Genomic DNA, 17,431 nt, shown 5'->3' on the forward strand with positions numbered 1-17,431 from the left:
CGCCAGCCATGACAGCCGTGCTCGAAGTCCGCGATCTCCAGGTCCGCTTCGCCACCCCCGACGGCGAGGTGAGCGCCGTCAATTCCGTCTCCTTCGACGTCAACGAGTCCGAGTGCGTCGGCATCGTCGGCGAATCCGGCTCGGGCAAGAGCCAGCTCTTCATGGCGGTGATGGGGCTGCTGGCCCGGAACGGCCGGGCCCTGGGCTCCGCCCGCTACCGCGGGACAGAGCTGGTCGGCATGCCGGTGGCGCAGCTCAACCGCATCCGTGGCGACAAGATCGCCATGATCTTCCAGGACAGCATGACCTCGCTGACGCCGCACATGCGGGTCGGCCGCCAGATGACCGAGGTGCTGATCCAGCACAAGGGCATGACCGAGGGTCAGGCCCGCGGCAAGGCGCTGGAGATGCTGGAGCTGGTCCGCATCCCCGAGGCGGCGCGGCGGCTGAACCAGTACCCGCACGAACTGTCGGGCGGCATGCGCCAGCGCGTGATGATCGCCATGGCGCTGCTCTGCGAGCCGGAGCTGCTGATCGCGGACGAGCCGACGACGGCGCTGGACGTGACGGTGCAGGCCCAGATCCTGGAGCTGATGGCTGATCTCAAGCGCGTCACCAAGGCGGCCATCGTGCTGATCACGCACGATCTCGGCACCGTCGCCGGCCTGTGCGACCGGGTCCAGGTGATGTATGGCGGCCGCTTCATGGAGACGGGCGACGTCCGCCAGATCTTCTACAATCCGCAGCACCCCTACACGCAGGGCCTGCTCTCCTCCATGCCGCGGCTGACCGAGGACCGGCGGGAGAAGCTCTATGCCATTCCCGGCCAGCCGCCGAACCTCCAGCGCCTGCCGGCCGGCTGCCCGTTCCAGGAGCGCTGCACCTTCGTCCATGAGCGCTGCGCTGCCGAACTGCCGCTCCTGCGCACCGCCGGCCCGGGCGGCCAGATGAAGGCCTGCCACCTGGACAGCCTGCAACACCCGGTTGACGACCCCGCCGCCGCGGCGATCCCGGCGGAGGCGCTGCCGCCGGTGAACGCCAGAGGCTGATCCCGATGGACTTCGCGCCCAGGGTGCCTTGGCCACCGGATTTTCCGGACGTCTTCGTGCATACGACCGTCAAGCTCCGGGACGGGCACCCCGATTATGCCGCCGCGAAGTCGGGCCGTGCGGATGCCGCCTTGCGGCTGGCCGCGGACATCATGGACGGGGCCGTGATCCGGGAACTGGGGGCGTTCTGTTCGGAAGACGCGCGCCTTCTGCCCGTATCGGCGAAGGAATCGACGGGCTTCAACGGCATCCCGGATGCCATGGCGGCGATCCTGTCGCGGACGCTCGGCATTCCGGCGGACCGGGATCAGGTGGTGCAGACCAACGTGGTTTCCCACACCCGTGCCGACGGCTGGCATCGCCTGAGCTCCCCGGCGACCTTCGACGGTGCGGTGCAGCCCGATTGTGCCTATATTCTCGTCGACGACCATGTCGGCCTGGGCGGGACGCTGGCGAATCTCCGTGGGTATGTCGAGACGCGGGGCGGCCGTGTGGTCGCGGCCACGACGCTGACCAAGAGCCGCGACAGTGACAGGCTGGCCCTGCGGCGGGAAACCCACGACGCGTTGCACGCACGATTTGGAGGCGACCTTGACGACTTCTGGCGCGAGATCTTCGGCCACGGACTCGACTGCCTCACCGAACCGGAAGCGGGCTATCTCCTCCGGAGCGACGGCCTTGACCGAATCCGAGATCGTCTGGCTCCGGGCGAGGAAGCGGGAAGTGCATGACGTCGCCGCGGCGTTCCCTCTGAGCCACGGTCGCATCGCGGATGTGGCTGTGTCCGGCCGGACAGGCTCCGGGTCCGGAGCCGACGAATAGTCCCTGTCAATCTCTTCTGCATCTGGAACAGTGGTGCCCGCCCCCATGACCGATCTCCTCACCGTCCAGGACCTGAAGGTCCATTTCCCCATCCGCACCGGCGGTCTGGTGATCGGCAGGTACACGCCGCTGAAGGCCGTGGACGGGGTCAGCTTCAGCCTGAAGGCGGGCGAGACGCTGGGCATCGTGGGCGAGTCCGGCTGCGGCAAGTCCACGCTGGGCCGCGGCATCCTCAAGCTGATCCCGCCCACGGCGGGCCGCGTCGTCTGGCTGGGCACCGACCTGGCCGGGCTTGAGGGGGAGGCGCTGCGCGCCAAGCGGGCAGAGATGCAGATCGTCTTCCAGGACCCGCTGGCCAGCCTGAACCCGCGCATGACCATCGGCGACATCATCGCCGAGCCGCTGACCGTGTTCCAGCCCCGCCTCTCCGCCGCCGAGCGGAAGGATCTGGTCAAGGACATGATGGCGAAGGTCGGCCTGCTGCCGCAGATGATCAACCGCTACCCGCACGAATTCTCGGGCGGGCAGTGCCAGCGCATCGGCATCGCCCGCGCCATGATCCTGCGCCCGAAGATGGTGGTCTGCGACGAGCCTGTGTCGGCGCTGGACGTCTCGATCCAGGCGCAGATCATCAACCTGCTGATGGATTTGCAGGAGGAGATGGGGCTGTCGCTGCTGTTCATCAGCCACGACCTCTCCATCGTCCGCCATGTCAGCCACCGGGTGATGGTGCTCTATCTCGGCAAGGTGATGGAGATCGCGGACCGCGACGCCATCTATGCCGAGCCGCTGCACCCCTACACCCAGGCGCTGATCTCCGCCGTGCCGATCCCGGACCCGGACCTGGAGAAGTCCAAGCAGCGCATCGTCCTGGGCGGCGACCTGCCCAGCCCGATGAACCCGCCGTCCGGCTGCGTCTTCCGCACCCGCTGCCCGCGGGCGACGGAAATCTGCGCGCAGGAGGTGCCGGTGCTGGAGCCGAAGCGGCCGGGCCATCAGGCCGCCTGCCACCACTGGGGCCCGCCGGAGCAGGCCCTCCTCTAGAGCCTCCGGAACGGCTTCCGCACCGCGTCCATCCACAAGCGTGGTGGGGGCCGGGGACAAGGCGGGGACGTTGACAGGGCCTTAAGACTTGGGGCGCAGGGTCGGAGCCGTCTTCGACGGAGGTCCGAGCCTTGTTCTTCCAGCTTCCCGGCGCCACCCGGGTCGAGGTGGCATCCCTGTTCGCCGTCATCGCCGCACCGGCCCTGGCCGGCTTCGGCGTCGCCGCCACGCTGCTGCTGCTGTCGCCGGAGGTGATGGCGGACAAGCCCTGGCCGGTCTTCGCGCTCAACATCGTCAAGCTCTGCTATCTTGGCACGGCGGCGGCCCAGCTCGGCCGCTGGATCGCCGAACACACCGACGGCGGCCCGGGGAACCCGGGCTGGTGGCGCGGCGATCATGACGACCTGCCGGGGACGCCGGCCCGCGCCGATGCGACCGCCGCCTGGGCGCCGTTCCCCAATGCGCTGGACGCCAGCCTGCTGGCCGTGGCCCTGACGACCCTGGCGCACCGGCTGGGGTAGGCTCTGGCGCAGACGCATCCGGGGAGCGGCCGCGGCCGGGCTTGACGCTCCGGTCCCGGTTCCTACCTAAGAGGCGGTCCGGGCCCCTCTGGCAGTCGAGGCGTCGGCTGTGATGTCGGACTATTTCCTTCATCGCCGACGCACGGCATGTCCGCAAGAGGCATCCCTTGGAAGCTCTGCTCCTGCTGCTGTCCACCCCGATCCTGGGAAAGGCGGCCTGGCTCTGGTTCCTGTTCATCGGCATCGTCGCGGCACTCCTGGTCTTCGACCTGGGCGTGCTGAACCGCAAGGACCATGAGATCGGCGTGAAGGAAAGCCTCTGGCTTTCCGCCTTCTATATCCTGATCGCCGTCGCCTTCGGCGGCTGGCTCTGGTGGTACATGGGCCCGACGCCGGGCATGCAGTACTTCACCGGCTTCGCGCTGGAGAAGGCGCTGGCGCTGGACAACGTCTTCGTCATCTCCCTGATCTTCAGCTACTTCGCCATCCCGCGCCTGTACCAGCACCGGGTGCTGTTCTGGGGCATCCTGGGCGTGATCCTGCTGCGCGGCCTGATGATCGGGCTGGGGGCGGCGCTGGTCACCCGGTTCGACTGGGTGCTCTACATCTTCGGCGCCTTCCTCCTGGCGACCGGCGTGAAGATGCTGCTGATGAGCGGGGAGGAGGAGACCGACCTCTCGAAGAACCGGCTGCTCATGGCCCTGAAGCGTCGGGTGCCGGTGACCGACCGTCTGCACGGCAATTCCTTCTTCGTGCGGGAACCCGATCCGGTCAGCGGCCGGCTGAAGCGGGTGGCCACGCCGCTGTTCCTGGCCCTGCTGATGGTGGAGATCGCCGATCTGGTCTTCGCGGTGGACAGCGTGCCGGCCATCTTCGCCATCACGACCGACCCGTTCATCGTCTACACCAGCAACATCTTCGCCATCCTGGGGCTGCGCGCGCTCTATTTCGCGCTGGCGGCGATGGTCCACCGCTTCAGATATCTGAAGTACGCGCTCTCGCTGGTGCTGGTCTTCATCGGCGCCAAGATCTTCTGGAACCAGATCTACGGCAAGGTGGACCCGGCCATCTCGCTGTCCGTCACCTTCGCCCTGCTGGCCTCGGGCGTGCTCTACTCCCTGTGGAAGACCGGCCGCGGTCCCACCGACACGGAACACCTGCCGGTGCAGGACGCCCGGGCCGAGGGGACGCCGGACCGGCTGGCGCAGCCCCGGCCGGAGCAGGCCCGCGGCGGGGCGGCCGAGTAAGCCGCACCGGGGTTGCCGACCCTGTCCCGCCTACCGGGACAGGGCTTCGGCCAGGAAGGGCAGGCTGCGGTCCATCCGGTAGTCGATGCCGGAGTGATCGTCGCCGAATTCCTCGTAACGGTGGGCGATGCCCATGCCGTCCAGGAGCCGGTGCATGCGGCGGGCACCGTAGACCAGGTTGTACTGGTCGCGGTCGCCGCAGTCGATGTACAGCCCTTTCAGCGAGCGCAGCGCGTCGGCGTGCGCCTCCGCGATCACCACCGGGTCCCAGGCCAGCCAGTTGACCCAGCGGTCGGCGATCAGCTCGCAGGTGTCCAGCGTCACCGGCAGCCGCACGCCGAAGGGCTGCGACGGGTCGGGGTCGTAGCTGGCCGCCATGGCCAGGATCATCAGGGCATGGGTGTCCTTGCCGTCCACCTTGTCCGCCGTCTCCAGCGCCTGCATGAAGCGCTCGACGGAGCCGCCATGCTTCGCCAGCGCCCGCAGGGTGGCCGGCATGTCCGGCAGGTAGCAGAGGTCGAAGGCCATGTCGCCGGAATGGCAGGCGGCGGCCGACCACACGTCGGGCCGCTTCATGGCGTGGATCATGGCGCCGTAGCCGCCGGAACTCTTGCCGAAGATGCCGCGCCGGCCCGGCCCGCCGCAGCCCACCGCCGCCTCCACCGCCGGCAGCATCTCCGCGCACAGGAAGTCCATCCAGCGGCCCATGGCGGCGGAGTTGACGTACTGGTTGCCGCCCAGCCGGGTGAAGCAGTCGGGAAAGGCGACGACGACCGGCGGCAGGGTTCCCGCGGCGATCAGCCGGTCCAGCCGCTCCGGCACGTTCTCCCCGAAATTCTTCCAGTTGGTGTGCGACAGGCCCGAGCCCGTGTAGCCCACCACGTCCACCAGCAGCGGCAGGCCCCGCCCGTCATGCCCGTGCGGGACGTAGACGTCCACGGCGCGGGCGGGCAGGTCGCCCAGCAGGTTGCCTTTCAGCACCTCGCTGACGACGGTCAGGCGCTGGACGGTGCCGCGGGGCGTGTCGGGCGAACGGTGCATGGTCGGTATCCGGTTCCGGAGGGAGGGAAGGGAGGAAAGGGAAAAGAACGGCAGGAGGGAAGGCGTCGCGTCCGTGACGCGCCGCGGTCAGAGGCCGTGAACCGGGTCCGGCGGATTGCCGCCGGGCGGGAAGTCGCGCTGACCCAGCCGGGCGCGGTGTTCGTTCAGGGACCAGACTACGCTGGGGAAGGCGAGCTGGCTCCAGGGGATGTCGTCCCAGGCGAACAGGCCGACCTCCACGCTCTCCGGGCCGGGCTCGATCGCGGGCGAGAGCAGGCGGGCGCGGAAGATGAGCTGGACCTGGCTGATGCGGGGGATGTCGTAGACCGCCAGCAGGCAGTCGATCTCGATGCGGGCGCGGGCTTCCTCCCACGCCTCGCGGGCGGCGCCGGCCGCCGAGGCCTCGCCCAGCTCCATGTAGCCGGCGGGCAGGGTCCAGAAGCCGCGGCGCGGCTCGATCGCGCGGCGGCACAGCAGGATGCGTCCGTCCTCCCAGGTGGTGACGGAGCCGACGACGATCTTCGGGTTCTCGTAGGCGATGTAACCGCAGTCGGGGCAGACCAGCCGCTCGCGGTCCTCGCCTTCGGGGATGGTGCGGACGCTGGGTCCGCCTTGTTTCTGGCCGGGCGTCATGGCCCCCAGTGTGGAACGGGCGCGCCGGCCGGGCAAGGCCGGTGCGCGCCGTTCGCGGCGGGAAGTCCGCCCGTCAGTTCTTCACGTCCTTGGCCGTGTCCTCGACCGCGCGGCCGCCGGCCTGCAGGTCCTCGCCGGCCCCCTCGACGGTGTTGCAGGCGGACACGCCGCAGGCGGCAAGGAGAAGCGCCGCGGCCCAGAACTTCCTCCAGGAAAAATGCGTTGCCCAAGCGAGATGCGTCGCCATGTCTGTTCCTTTCGTTCGTGCCGGAGAGGCTCGTCCGGGTCCGTCGCGGCATCGGCCGCGGGACGGTCAAAGGAACGGCGGCTTGTCAACGAGGTTCCGGTGACCTTCCTGGGGTAAGACCCTCGGAAGGGGACGCCTCCGGAAGCGGACCCGGCCCATGGCGCCGGATGGCCGGAGCGCGTAACCGCAGCTCCGATGGCCGACGCCGGCCATCGGGCAATGTCAGTGCAGGCGGAGGATCAGGCCCGGATGTCCAGGAAGGCGCCGCGGCTGCGGCCCTGGTCCAGCGCCTGCTGGCGCTCATCCTCGCTGGGCGTGCCGGCGAAGGCCTGGACCTGACGCTCCTGCTGGTCGTCCTGCGCCTGCTGGGCGGTGGCCGCCGGATCGACCGGCTGCACCGGGGTGCGGACGAACTGCTCCGCCGGGCGGACGCCGTTCGCCTGGAAAGCCGACCCGTAGCCGGCCGAGTTGAAGATCGAACCCACGGCCATGATACACCTCACTCAGTTATCCCGAGTCTTACTCCAATAGATGGGCACGGTAAAGTCGCCCTTCACCCTGTATCCGGAAGTGTTCCGGCATGGCTGGCCTGCACGGCCCTGCGCGGATCCCGGCACCATGGCCGGAGCCCGACCCCGGCTCCGGCTGTTTACCGCCCGGACCCGCCCCGATCCTTCGGGGCCGACTGACAGGAGAGCCGTCATGGACGCCGCCCGGGAGCAGGAACACGAGGAGCGTATCCGCCGCAAGGCGCACGAGATCTGGGAACGCGAGGGCCGGCCGGAGGGCCGCGCCGCGGAACACTGGGACAAGGCCGCCGAGCTGGTGGCGCAGGAGGAGGGCACGACGGCCACGCTCCGGCGCAACCCCTCGCACGGGCCGGACGACGTGGCCCGGCGCGACCAGCCGGTGGAGCCGCTCCTGGCCGTGGAGACTCTGGGCGATCTGCCCAACCTCGCCGACCAGGGAGAGGAGCGCCAGTTCCCCGCCCCCGATCGCCGTACCGCCCGGGAAGAAGGCTGACCGCCGACCCGTCCCCGCCTGTCCGCCCCGCAGCGGCCCGGACACGCAACCGGACGGAACCCGGACAAGGGGTATGGCCCCCACGCCCGCAGTGGCGCTATTGTCGCGCACCAAGCGGTCCGGTTCATGCCGGCTGCCGGCAATAAAGCGTCTGGAGGGACGGGCAATTGACTAAGGTTGGTTCGGAGGGCGCGGAGGACGGGGTGGCCGTGCCGCACTGGTCGTCGCGTTTCGCCTTCATCATGGCGGCGGTGGGCTCCGCCGTCGGGCTGGGGAACATCTGGAAGTTCCCCTACATGACGGGCACGGGCGGGGGGGCCGCCTTCGTCCTTTTCTATCTGGGCTGCGTGCTCATGGTCGGGGTCCCCGTGCTGGTGGCGGAGCTGATGCTCGGCCGCCGGGCCCAGCGGGGGCCGATCGGGGCCCTGGTCGCGCTGGGGCGCCGCTACGGCGGCACCCCCGCCTGGGGGCTGGTGGCCGGTATGGGGGTGGTGGCGGCGTTCCTCATCCTCAGCTTCTACAGCGTCATCGCCGGCTGGGCGCTGGCCTACATCCCCAAGCTCGCGGTCGGCGCCTTCGCCGGGGCCACGGCCCAGGCCACCGGCGCCGTCTTCGACGGGCTCCTGGCCGACCCGGTGGCGATGGCGGGATGGCATACCCTGTTCATGGCCCTGACCGTGGTGATCGTGGCGCAGGGCGTGACCGGAGGCATCGAGCGGGCGGTCACGCTGCTGACTCCCGCGCTGTTCGTGATGCTGGTGATCCTGGCCATCTATGCCTCGGTGACCGGCGACTTCGCGCGCGGCATGGCGTTCCTGTTCACGCCCGACTTCTCCAAGCTGACGACGGAGGTGGCGATCAGCGCCGCGGGACAGGCCTTCTTCTCCCTCTCCATCGGGTTGGGCACCATGCTCGCCTACGGTGCCTATGTGGGGGACAATGTCTCGCTGCCGAAGATGACGCTGACCATCGCCGGCGCCGATACCGCCTGCGCGCTGGTGGCGGGCGTGGCGATCTTCCCCATCGTCTTCGCCAGCGGGCTGGACCCGGCGGGCGGTCCGGGGCTGGTGTTCGTGACCCTGCCCGTGGCCTTCGGTGCCATGCCCTTCGGCTCGCTGTTCGGGGCGGTCTTCTTCGTGCTGCTGGCGGTGGCGGCGCTGACCTCCTCCGTCTCCCTGCTGGAGCCGATCGTCGCCTCTCTTCAGGAGCGGGTGCGGCTGCCCCGCATCGTGCTGGCGCTGGGTGTCGCCTGCCTCTCCTGGGTCCTGGGCTTCCTCACCATCTTCTCCTTCAACCGCTGGAGCGACATCCACCCGCTGGGCGGCGGGCGCACCTTCTTCGACCTGATCGACTACGCCACCACCAACATCATGTTGCCGCTGGGCGGCGTGCTGCTGGCCGTGTTCGCCGGCTGGGTGCTGACACGGGAGGCGCGGGTGGAGGAATTCGGCATGGGCGAGGGCGTGGTCTACCGCGTCTGGCTGTTCCTGGTCCGGTTCCTGGCGCCTGCGGCCATCGTCATAGTGGCCCTCGACGCCCTGTTCTGACGGCGGCTACAAGGGGGGAGGTGATTCCCCCCTTGCGCCGGAGGTGCCGATGCTGACCCTGCTGCTCAACGTGCTCTGGCTGGTGCTGTTCGGCTTCGCCGCCGCGATCGGCTGGTTCACGGCGGCGCTGGTGATGCTGATCACCATCGTCGGCATTCCCTGGGCGCGCTCGGCCCTGACCATCGGCGTCTTCATGCTGTGGCCGTTCGGGCGCACGGCGGTGGACCGCCGCCTGCTGACGGGGGAGGAGGACATCGGCACCGGCGCGCTGGGCACGCTGGGCAACGTCCTCTGGTTCCTCTTCGCCGGCTGGTGGCTGGCGCTGGGGCATCTGCTGATCGGTCTGGCCTTCTGCCTGACCATCATCGGCATCCCGTTCGGCTTCCAGCACTTCAAGTTCGCCGGCCTGTCGCTGGCCCCGATCGGCAAGGAGATCGTGGACGCCCCGGTGGTGGACGCGATCCGCGCCCGCTACCGCTGACGCCGGCGGGGCTCCTCCCATCAGCCGGGCAGCGGCTCCAGCAGGTCGGGGGCGCGGCCGGTCTCCACCGCCTCGCTCCAGGCATCGGCCAGCCGCTGCGTCTCCGCCACCGCGGCCCGCCAGACGCGCAGCCGCTCCGGCGTCGGCAGGCGCCGGAAGTCGGTGCGGTCCGGCACCTTGCCGCCGGGCAGGGCGGCCAGGAACGCCGGGCTCGGGCAGACCAGCAGCGTGCGGGACAGGTTGCGCGGGTCCGGCCGGCGCCAGCGCAGGGCCTTGTCGAACCAGCCGGGCACGATCCGGTCGGAGAAGTGCGGGTACAGCACCAGCCCGGGTGCCTGATAGGGAATGTCCAGGTGGTAGTCCATGATGCCGCCGTCCAGGTACAGGCCCGGGCGCGCGCCGTGCAGCTCCGGCACCGGCTCGAAGACGAAGGGCACGGCGCCCGAGGCCAGCAGCGCCGGCACCAGATTCTGCGGCGTCAGCGGCACCGGCTGGGTCGGGAAACCCCGGTGGCAGTCGAAGGGCGGCCGGCTGCGGGCGTCGTAGATCAGGGTGCGCTCGAAGAACAGCGGCAGGCTGCGCCGGCTGATCCCGTTGGCGAGCGCCGCCGCGGCCAGTCCTGCGCCCATGCCGAGCGGATGCGGCCGGCCGATCGGCCCCTTGCCGCGCACCGCCAGGATGGCCAGCCGCATGGCGGGATGGGACAGGATCTCCTCCGCCCCCGTCTCCCCCAGGATCACCTCCAGGATGCCGCGGCAGTCCGCCGTCAGCCGGGCCGGGGTGACCGGCGGCTCCACCGTGTAGTCCAGATAGTACTCCTCGAAGCGGCGGCAGGCCTCCACCGGGTCGCGGCGGGCCACGCAGGCGAAGCGCCAGCCGCCGATCGAACTGGCGACCATGGCCAGCGGCCGGGTGCGCTGCCGGAACCAGCGGCCGAAGATGGCGCGGTCCAGCCGGGTCAGCGACAGCCACTTCGGTCCGCCCGAGGCACCGGCCACCACGTCGAACAGGTCCTCGTGCAGGCCCTCCTCCCGGATGCGCCGGATAGCCTCGGGTCCTGCGAGAAGGCGGAGCGGACGGTCCATGCGCCGGCGGTCCCATGCTGCGCTGCGGAAGGGCGCAGGGTAGGGCAGCCGCCGCGGCCCCCGCAACCCCGGCACAGGGGGGGCCGGCCGGCAGGCCCGACAGGCGGCCGGGAGGGGATCGGCGGGGGGAAGGTTGGTGCGGACGGCGGGACTCGAACCCGCACTCCCTTACGGGAACCAGATTTTCGTACCACTTCGGCTTTCGCCGCCGCGGGGGCCGTTCCTGCCGGGCCGGTCCCGCGTTCGTGGTCTGGACTATCCCTTCACCCTAGCCGCTTGCCGGCCTTAGGTGCCGCCCGTCTAGTCTCTACACCTTCCCGCCGCCGGGGTTGCCCCGGGGGCGGCGGGCTTGACTCGGGATCGGCATGGGTCCTGGGACCCGAAGCTTTCCCCGACTTTGGGCGGTTCTACTCCCCCGGTTTCCCGGGGGGCACTCCAAATCAAAGTCTGCTGCGTCTACCGGTTTCGCCACGTCCGCACCGAGGCGGGGGACCATGCCACAACCCGAACCGGATTTCGAGGGGCAGCGCCCGGCCCGGCCCGCCGGCGGGACCGGATGCCGCGGACCCCGCCTCCTTGATCCGCGGGGCCGGCGGGGCCATCTCGGCAGACCATGACCGAATCCCAATGGATGAGCCTCGTCTACGCATTGGCCCTGCTGGTCCTGCTGGTGCCGGCCTTCCTCCGGCTGCGCATGCCGGGGCAGGTGCTGCTGCGCAACATCGCCCTCTGGCTGGCGGCCTTCGCGGCGCTCGGTCTGATCTACAGCCTGTTCGGGCCGTTCTGACGGGAGACCGTGCCGCGCTGCGGAAGCCGCACATCCGCCGGTCGATGCCGCGCGGCGCTGGTTGAAACGGTCCGGGGGCTGTGCTTCCCTCGCGGCCGCGAACGGCACATCGCCAACCAGAATTCAACCAATCTCAAACACGGGGAACGCAGTCATGGCCTTCAAGACGCTCGACGACCTGTCCGTTGCCGGCAAGACCGTGCTGGTGCGCGGCGACCTCAATGTCCCGGTGCAGGACGGTCGGGTCAGCGACACCACCCGGCTCGACCGGCTGGCGCCGACCCTGAAGGAACTGGCGGGCAAGGGCGCCAAGGTCGTCGTGCTGTCGCATTTCGGCCGGCCCAAGGGCGGGCCGGACGCCAAGAATTCGCTGCGTCAGGTCGTGCCGGCGCTGGAGGCGGCGCTGGGCCTTCCCGTCGCCTTCGCCGAGGACTGCGTCGGCGAGTCGGCCCGGGCCGCGATCGCCGCGATCGAGCCGGGCCAGGTGGTCCTGCTGGAGAACACCCGCTTCCATGCCGGGGAGGAGAAGAACGATCCCGAGCTGGCGCGGCAGATGGCCGCACTGGGCGACATCTACGTCAACGACGCCTTCTCCGCCGCCCACCGCGCCCATGCCTCCACCGAGGGCATCGCGCACCTGCTGCCCAGCGCCGCCGGCCGGCTGATGCAGGCGGAGCTGGAGGCGCTGGGCAAGGCGCTGGCCCGGCCGGAGCGGCCGGTCATGGCCGTGGTCGGCGGCGCCAAGATCTCCACCAAGCTGGACCTGCTGCTGAACATGGTCACCAAGGTGGACATGCTGGTGCTCGGCGGTGGCATGGCCAACACCTTCCTGTTCGCCCAGGGCCGCCCGGTCGGGAAGTCGCTGGCCGAGAAGGACATGGCCGATCAGGCCCGCGCCATCATGGAGAAGGCCGCGGCCTCCGGCTGCGAGATCCTGCTGCCCCAGGACGGCGCCATGGCGAAGGAGTTCAAGGCCGGCGCGCCGCACCGCGTCGTCCCGGTGGAGCAGATCGCCGACGACGAGATGATGCTGGACGTCGGTCCGGCCACGGTGGAGTTCGTCGGGCTGAAGCTCCAGGGCGCGAAGACGGTGGTCTGGAACGGCCCGATGGGCGCCTTCGAGATCCGGCCCTTCGACAGCGGCACCAACGCGGTGGCCGGGCTGGTCGCCGCCCTGACCGGCGATGGCCGCGTCCTGTCGGTCGCCGGTGGCGGCGACACGGTGGCGGCGCTGGAACAGGCCGGCGTGGCCGGCCGCTTCTCCTACGTCTCCACCGCCGGCGGGGCGTTCCTGGAGTGGCTGGAAGGCAAGGAACTGCCGGGCGTGAAGGCGCTGGGCGCCTGATCCGGCCTCCGCGGCGGATGGATTTCCGAGGGGCCGGGCGGCGACGCCCGGCCCTTCCCCTGTCCGGTGTGCGGCGGGGATCGTTCCCCGCAGTCGGGTGTTGACCGGGGACCGTCCGCCACCGCCCGGTCGCCCATGCTCCCTGCCGAGATCGCTCCCGCCGACCTTGTCCACACGGCGCACCTGCCGCTGGCCGATGTCGCCCTGCGTCTGGGGACGGCCGCGCTGCTGGGGCTGATGCTGGGGCTGAACCGGGAACTGCGGGGCAAGGCGGCGGGGCTGCGCACCCATACGCTGCTGTCCGTCTCCGCGGCGGTGGCGACCCTGGTCGCGCTGGAACTCTACTACGACCTCGGGAGCGACGGGCAGGGCAACCCGCCGGACCCGATCCGCGCCATCCAGGGCGTGGCCCAGGCCATCGGGCTGATCTGTGCCGGCATCATCATCCAGGGCCGCGGCACCCGCGTGCGCAACCTGACGACGGCTGCGACGCTGTGGATGGCGGCGTCGCTCGGGCTCGCCTGCGGCGCCGGTCTCTACGGCATCGCCCTGCTGTCCGGCGGGATCGCGCTGGCCCTGCTGCTGACGCTCAGCGTTGTGGAGCGGCGCTTCTTCGGCGACAAGGAGGAGGAGGACGCGACGGACTGACGGCGGGGGGCTCCCGGGGCATCAGCCGTAGCGGTGCAGGCCCGCGCCGTGCGCCTTCAGCCAGGCGCGGGGGCCGTCCACCTCCGCCGTCAGGCTGGCGCACAGCGCCCAGAAACGCGCGGAGTGGTTCATCTCCCGCAGGTGCGCCACCTCGTGCGCGACGACATAGTCGAACACCGGCTCCGGCGCCAGGATCAGCCGCCAGGAGAAGGACAGCCGCCCCCCGGCCGAACAGCTTCCCCAGCGCGAGCGGGTGTCGCGCACGCTGACGGCGGTGACCGTGGCGCCCAGCCCCGCGGCCTTGGCCCGGGCGCGCTCGGCCAGCCGCCGCCGCGCCTCCGCCTTCAGCCACTCGCGCACGCGCCGGGACAGGAACTCCGCCCCGCCGCCCACGCGCAGCTCCGGCCCCTCCGGTCCCGCCAGCGGCCGCGGGGCGCCGCGGTGGCCGGGATCATGGCGGATGCGGTGCGGCACGCCCAGGATCGGCACCAGGGCGCCGTCGGCGAAGGGAAGCCGGGGCGGGATCGCGGCCAGCCGGCCGCGCACCCAGTCCAGGTGCCGGCCGACGAAGCGGGCGATCTCGGCATCGCCGACCCCGGCCGGCGCCACCACCTGGACCAGCTCCCGCGCCGCGTCCACCCGCAGGCTCAGGCGCCGGGCGCGGGGGGACAGGCGCAGTTCCAGGGGGGCCGGCACGCCGTCCACGGCCAGCGCGCGCACCTGGGGGCGCGGCGGCGTCCGGGCGGGGGATTTCGCCGCGGGCGTCCGCCGCGGCGGCGCCTTGGCGCGGGGTTTCAGCAGGCGTCCGAACATGCGTCCTCGGGCTGGCGCTTGCGGGCGGGCGGCAACGGGGGACAGGCCAGGGAAGGGCACTCTATCCCGGCGCCGCGCGGCGGGGAACCGGCCGGTCCGGGCGGCCCGGTCCACGCGGATACGCAAGCCGGCCCGCGCGCACACGCAAAGGCCCCCGGCGCATCTAGGGCGCCCGGGGGCCGGTTTGCGGACTGTATTCCGCGCCCGGACAGACGTCCGGGACCATATCCTGCTTGCTATCGGCTGGCCCGCTCACGGGGTCAGCCACACCTTATCTGGAAGAACCATGCCTTTATGCACCCTCCTCTCTTGTATTCTGAGCAGGAGTACTGGCGCTTCAAGCGCCCCGGTGACTGTCGGGGGGAGTAATGTCTTCCACGACACCCTCCTTCTGTTTTCCATGGACTTATGCTGCCCCCGTCGCTCACGGCCGTCAAGGGCTATTCTGTCAGCGGTCGTGGATGGATTACCCACTCCGGTATGCTTGCCGCGACGCCCCGTCCGCCGGCCCCTCCGGCCATCCCGCCCGCCGCGGCAGGGCCGGCGCGCCCGGCCGCAGGGCAGGCATCGCAATTTCCGGGTCGCGCCACCCCGGCCCTGTCCCTAGTGTCGCAGGGCCCGGACCGACCCGAGAGGCCCGCCGATGCACGCCCCCAGCGCCCAGGCTCCCGCTGCCCAGACGATGCGCGCGTCCGACTGGGGGCTGCTGTGCTTCCAGTCCGTCCTGTGGGGCGGCTCCTTCCTCTGGATGGGGCTGGCGATCCGGGAACTGCCGCCCTTCACCATCGTCGCCTGTCGCGTCTCCCTGGCCGCCGCCGCGCTCTACCTCGCCGCCCGCGCCATGGGACAGGCCATGCCGCGCGACAGGCAGAGCTGGCGCGACTTCTTCGTCATGGCCGCCGTCAACAATCTGGTGCCGTTCAGCCTGATCGCCTGGAGCCAGTCGCAGATCACGGTCGGCCTCGCCTCCATCCTGAACGCCACGACCCCGCTGTTCACCGTGGTGCTCATGTGGCTGCTGGCCGGGAACGAGCGGCCGGGACCGCTGAAGATGGCGGGGCTGGCGGCGGGCTTCGTCGGGGGCGCCGTGCTGCTGGGGCCGAAGGCGCTGACCGGGGCCGACATGGCGCTGCTGGGCTGTGCCGCCGTGCTGACGGCCAGCTTCTGCTACGGTCTGGCCGGGGTCTGGAGCCGCCGCTTCGCCGGGCAGCCGCCGATCGTCTCCTCCACCGGGGTGCTGGCCGCGGCGGCGGTGCTGACCGTGCCCCTGTCGCTGGCGGTGGACCGGCCGTGGACGCTCGACCCCTCCTGGGTGACGGTCGGGGCCGTGGCCATGCTCGGCCTGTTCAGCACGGGGCTGGCCTATCTGATCTACTACCGCATCCTGCGCACGGCGGGTCCCGGCAACGCCTCGCTGGTCACCTTCCTGGTGCCGGTCAGCGCCATCCTGATGGGGGCGGCGGTGATGGGGGAGAGGCTGGGGCCGAACGCCTTCGCCGGAATGGGGCTGATCTTTCTGGGGCTGGCCGCCATCGACGGCCGCCCGGTGGCCTGGGTCTCCGCCCGGCTGACCGGCCGGCGCGGCCGTCCCGTCACGGGGGCCTGAGTCAGACCGCCCCCAGGGCGGCGACCAGCGCCTCCAGCCGGGCCGGGTCCAGCCGGCCGTCCGTGCGCACGCCGGAGCAGAGGTCGATGCCGAAGGGCCGCACAGCCCGGACCGCGTCGGCCACGTTGGCGGCCTTCAGCCCGCCGGCCAGGAACACCGGCACCGGGCTCCCGGCCACGATGCGGGCGCTCACGGCCCAGTCGTGGACGCGGCCGGTGCCGCCCAGCTCCTTCACCGCCAGCGACGGCCGCCCGCTGTCCAGCAGCAGGGCATCGACCTGCGGGGCCACCCGCCGGGCCTCCTCCAGCGCCGCCTCGTCCTCCACATGCAGGACCTGCACGATGCGGACGGCGGGACAGTGCCGGCGCAGGGCGGCATAGGTCTCCGGCGCCACCGCATCCACGAGCTGCACCGTGTTGGTGCCGCAGCGCCGGACATGCTCGACCACGCCGTCGGGATCGGTGCGGCAGGTCAGCAGGAAGGTGGCGACGGGCGGGGGCACCGTGGCCGCGATCTCCGCGATCGCCTCGTCGGGGATCGGGCCGGGGCCGGACGGCATGGCGGCCACCAGCCCCAGCGCGTCGGCGCCGGCGGCGACGGCGATCCGCGCCTCCTCGACCGAGGCGATGCAGCAGACCTTCAGGCGGGTTCGGCGGGCCATGGTTTCAGCCTCATCTCTTCGGGCAGCACAAGCTGGAATTCCTCGACCAGGATACGGCGGTACTCTTCCCCGTCCGTGACGGCGCGCACGCTTGTCACCCCGTCGCGGGTGATCTTCAGTTCGCCGTCGTGCAGCGAGCGGCGGCAGCCCGGCGTGGCGCGCGCCACCACCCGGCTTTGCATGAACCGCGAGTCCGGGTGGCTGGACATGTAGTGGTTGGCGATGGCGATGTCGGCGTCCAGGGCCGGCTCGTCCGGGTCGAAGCGGTAGAGCGGCGCCCACACCCCGCCCAGCCGGACCTGGAGTTCCAGGTCGCGCGCCGTCACCGGCAGCAGCCGCCAGCTCTCCCCGTGCCGCACCGTCTCCACACCGGGCTCCAGGGGCAGGGGGCTGATCAGCCCGTGGCGGCCGAAGCCGGCGTCGGCCAGCCAGGGGCGACCCCCGGCCTCGACCAGCAGCAGCATGTGGGTGCGCCCGCCCGGCACGCCGGTCTTCCAGGACACCCGCGCCATCACCGGCCGGCAGGGCAGGCCCAGCGCCGTCAGCACGGCGCGCAGCAGGCCGTTCTGTTCGAAGCAGTAGCCGCCGCGCCGGCCCGCCACCAGCTTGGCGGCGATGCCGGCGGGGTCGATCCGCACCGGCCGCGGCGGGTCGGCCGCCACGTCCAGCGCCTCGAACGGGATGGCGCCGACCTGGGCGACGTGCAGGGCGTCCAGCGTGTCGGCGTCGGCCCGCAGCGGACCGGCAACGCCGATCCTCTCCAGATAGGCGTCCAGATCGACGCTTGGCATCTCTGTCATCGCAGTTCCCCGCGGCGGGGCCGCGTCATTC

20 protein-coding genes are annotated in these 17,431 nt (G+C 71.2%); 12 read left to right on the top strand and 8 right to left on the bottom strand.

What is annotated here, in order from left to right:
* Positions 1–8 precede the first annotated feature (8 nt).
* The 5 genes from RC1_RS16125 (at position 9) to RC1_RS16145 (ending at position 4,683) form a co-directional block, all read left to right on the top strand.
* Positions 9–1,049 carry an ABC transporter ATP-binding protein gene (locus RC1_RS16125; protein WP_012568504.1) on the top strand — a complete coding sequence of 347 codons (1,041 nt, stop codon included), beginning with the start codon at positions 9–11 and terminating at the stop codon, positions 1,047–1,049.
* A 5-nt stretch (positions 1,050–1,054) separates the two neighbouring features.
* Positions 1,055–1,780 (top strand): hypothetical protein, encoded by a 726-nt coding sequence (locus tag RC1_RS16130; RefSeq protein ID WP_012568505.1) that lies wholly within the window; start codon positions 1,055–1,057, stop codon positions 1,778–1,780.
* Between the two features lie 136 nt (positions 1,781–1,916).
* Positions 1,917–2,915 (top strand): ABC transporter ATP-binding protein, encoded by a 999-nt coding sequence (locus RC1_RS16135; RefSeq protein ID WP_041785459.1) that lies wholly within the window; start codon positions 1,917–1,919, stop codon positions 2,913–2,915.
* 131 nt (positions 2,916–3,046) lie between these two features.
* Entirely contained in the window at positions 3,047–3,436 is a 390-nt protein-coding gene (locus tag RC1_RS16140; protein ID WP_012568507.1) for a hypothetical protein, read from the top strand.
* A gap of 167 nt (positions 3,437–3,603) precedes the next feature.
* Complete coding sequence (locus RC1_RS16145) at positions 3,604–4,683, top strand: TerC family protein (RefSeq protein ID WP_012568508.1); 1,080 nt, start codon at positions 3,604–3,606, stop codon at positions 4,681–4,683.
* Positions 4,684–4,713: 30 nt separating this feature from the next.
* Here the strand turns inward: RC1_RS16145 and RC1_RS16150 are convergent, their stop codons facing one another.
* From RC1_RS16150 to RC1_RS16165, 4 genes are all read right to left on the bottom strand, one after another.
* Positions 4,714–5,724, bottom strand: coding sequence for an alpha/beta hydrolase (locus RC1_RS16150; protein ID WP_012568509.1), 1,011 nt, complete (start codon positions 5,722–5,724; stop codon positions 4,714–4,716).
* 87 nt (positions 5,725–5,811) lie between these two features.
* The gene (locus RC1_RS16155; RefSeq protein WP_012568510.1) at positions 5,812–6,357 is read right to left on the bottom strand and encodes an NUDIX hydrolase; all 546 of its coding nucleotides are present in this window, start codon (positions 6,355–6,357) and stop codon (positions 5,812–5,814) included.
* Positions 6,358–6,430: 73 nt separating this feature from the next.
* Complete coding sequence (locus RC1_RS16160; protein WP_012568511.1) at positions 6,431–6,604, bottom strand: entericidin A/B family lipoprotein; 174 nt, start codon at positions 6,602–6,604, stop codon at positions 6,431–6,433.
* A gap of 239 nt (positions 6,605–6,843) precedes the next feature.
* Entirely contained in the window at positions 6,844–7,095 is a 252-nt protein-coding gene (locus RC1_RS16165; RefSeq protein WP_012568512.1) for a hypothetical protein, read from the bottom strand.
* A 211-nt stretch (positions 7,096–7,306) separates the two neighbouring features.
* Here RC1_RS16165 and RC1_RS16170 point away from each other — a divergent pair, with 211 nt between their 5' ends.
* The 3 genes from RC1_RS16170 to RC1_RS16180 all read left to right on the top strand — a co-directional run bounded on the left by RC1_RS16170 (position 7,307) and on the right by RC1_RS16180 (position 9,655).
* Positions 7,307–7,627 (top strand): DUF2934 domain-containing protein, encoded by a 321-nt coding sequence (locus tag RC1_RS16170; RefSeq protein WP_012568514.1) that lies wholly within the window; start codon positions 7,307–7,309, stop codon positions 7,625–7,627.
* A gap of 167 nt (positions 7,628–7,794) precedes the next feature.
* Positions 7,795–9,174: a sodium-dependent transporter gene (locus RC1_RS16175; RefSeq protein WP_202795548.1), complete on the top strand. Its 1,380-nt coding sequence runs from the start codon at positions 7,795–7,797 to the stop codon at positions 9,172–9,174.
* A 49-nt stretch (positions 9,175–9,223) separates the two neighbouring features.
* The gene (locus tag RC1_RS16180; RefSeq protein WP_012568516.1) at positions 9,224–9,655 is read left to right on the top strand and encodes a YccF domain-containing protein; all 432 of its coding nucleotides are present in this window, start codon (positions 9,224–9,226) and stop codon (positions 9,653–9,655) included.
* 20 nt (positions 9,656–9,675) lie between these two features.
* On the opposite strand, the gene RC1_RS16185 is transcribed toward RC1_RS16180, so the two are convergent.
* The gene (locus tag RC1_RS16185; RefSeq protein ID WP_012568517.1) at positions 9,676–10,740 is read right to left on the bottom strand and encodes a patatin-like phospholipase domain-containing protein; all 1,065 of its coding nucleotides are present in this window, start codon (positions 10,738–10,740) and stop codon (positions 9,676–9,678) included.
* Positions 10,741–11,353: 613 nt separating this feature from the next.
* On the opposite strand from RC1_RS16185, the gene RC1_RS21870 reads away from it, so the two are divergent.
* From RC1_RS21870 to RC1_RS16195, 3 genes are all read left to right on the top strand, one after another.
* A complete protein-coding gene (locus RC1_RS21870; protein ID WP_012568518.1) occupies positions 11,354–11,527 on the top strand; it encodes a hypothetical protein in 174 nt (57 codons plus the stop codon).
* 154 nt (positions 11,528–11,681) lie between these two features.
* Positions 11,682–12,872 carry a phosphoglycerate kinase gene (locus tag RC1_RS16190; protein ID WP_012568519.1) on the top strand — a complete coding sequence of 397 codons (1,191 nt, stop codon included), beginning with the start codon at positions 11,682–11,684 and terminating at the stop codon, positions 12,870–12,872.
* Between the two features lie 135 nt (positions 12,873–13,007).
* Complete coding sequence (locus RC1_RS16195; protein WP_012568520.1) at positions 13,008–13,520, top strand: MgtC/SapB family protein; 513 nt, start codon at positions 13,008–13,010, stop codon at positions 13,518–13,520.
* Positions 13,521–13,541: 21 nt separating this feature from the next.
* Here the strand turns inward: RC1_RS16195 and RC1_RS16200 are convergent, their stop codons facing one another.
* Complete coding sequence (locus RC1_RS16200) at positions 13,542–14,333, bottom strand: M48 family metallopeptidase (protein ID WP_012568521.1); 792 nt, start codon at positions 14,331–14,333, stop codon at positions 13,542–13,544.
* A 643-nt stretch (positions 14,334–14,976) separates the two neighbouring features.
* Between RC1_RS16200 and RC1_RS16205 the strand changes: the two genes are divergently transcribed.
* Entirely contained in the window at positions 14,977–15,939 is a 963-nt protein-coding gene (locus RC1_RS16205; RefSeq protein WP_012568522.1) for a DMT family transporter, read from the top strand.
* A gap of 1 nt (position 15,940) precedes the next feature.
* Here RC1_RS16205 and RC1_RS16210 read toward each other — a convergent pair whose 3' ends face one another.
* Both RC1_RS16210 and RC1_RS16215 read right to left on the bottom strand, forming a co-directional pair.
* The gene (locus RC1_RS16210) at positions 15,941–16,600 is read right to left on the bottom strand and encodes a phosphoribosylanthranilate isomerase (protein ID WP_012568523.1); all 660 of its coding nucleotides are present in this window, start codon (positions 16,598–16,600) and stop codon (positions 15,941–15,943) included.
* On the bottom strand, positions 16,579–17,400 hold the full coding sequence (locus RC1_RS16215; RefSeq protein ID WP_012568524.1) for an arylamine N-acetyltransferase family protein: 822 nt from the start codon (positions 17,398–17,400) through the stop codon (positions 16,579–16,581). The genes RC1_RS16210 and RC1_RS16215 overlap by 22 nt, the downstream gene beginning before the upstream one ends.
* Between the last annotated feature and the right edge of the window lie 31 nt (positions 17,401–17,431).

Source organism: Rhodospirillum centenum SW, from assembly GCF_000016185.1.
Classification (GTDB): Bacteria; Pseudomonadota; Alphaproteobacteria; order Azospirillales; family Azospirillaceae; genus Rhodocista; species Rhodocista centena.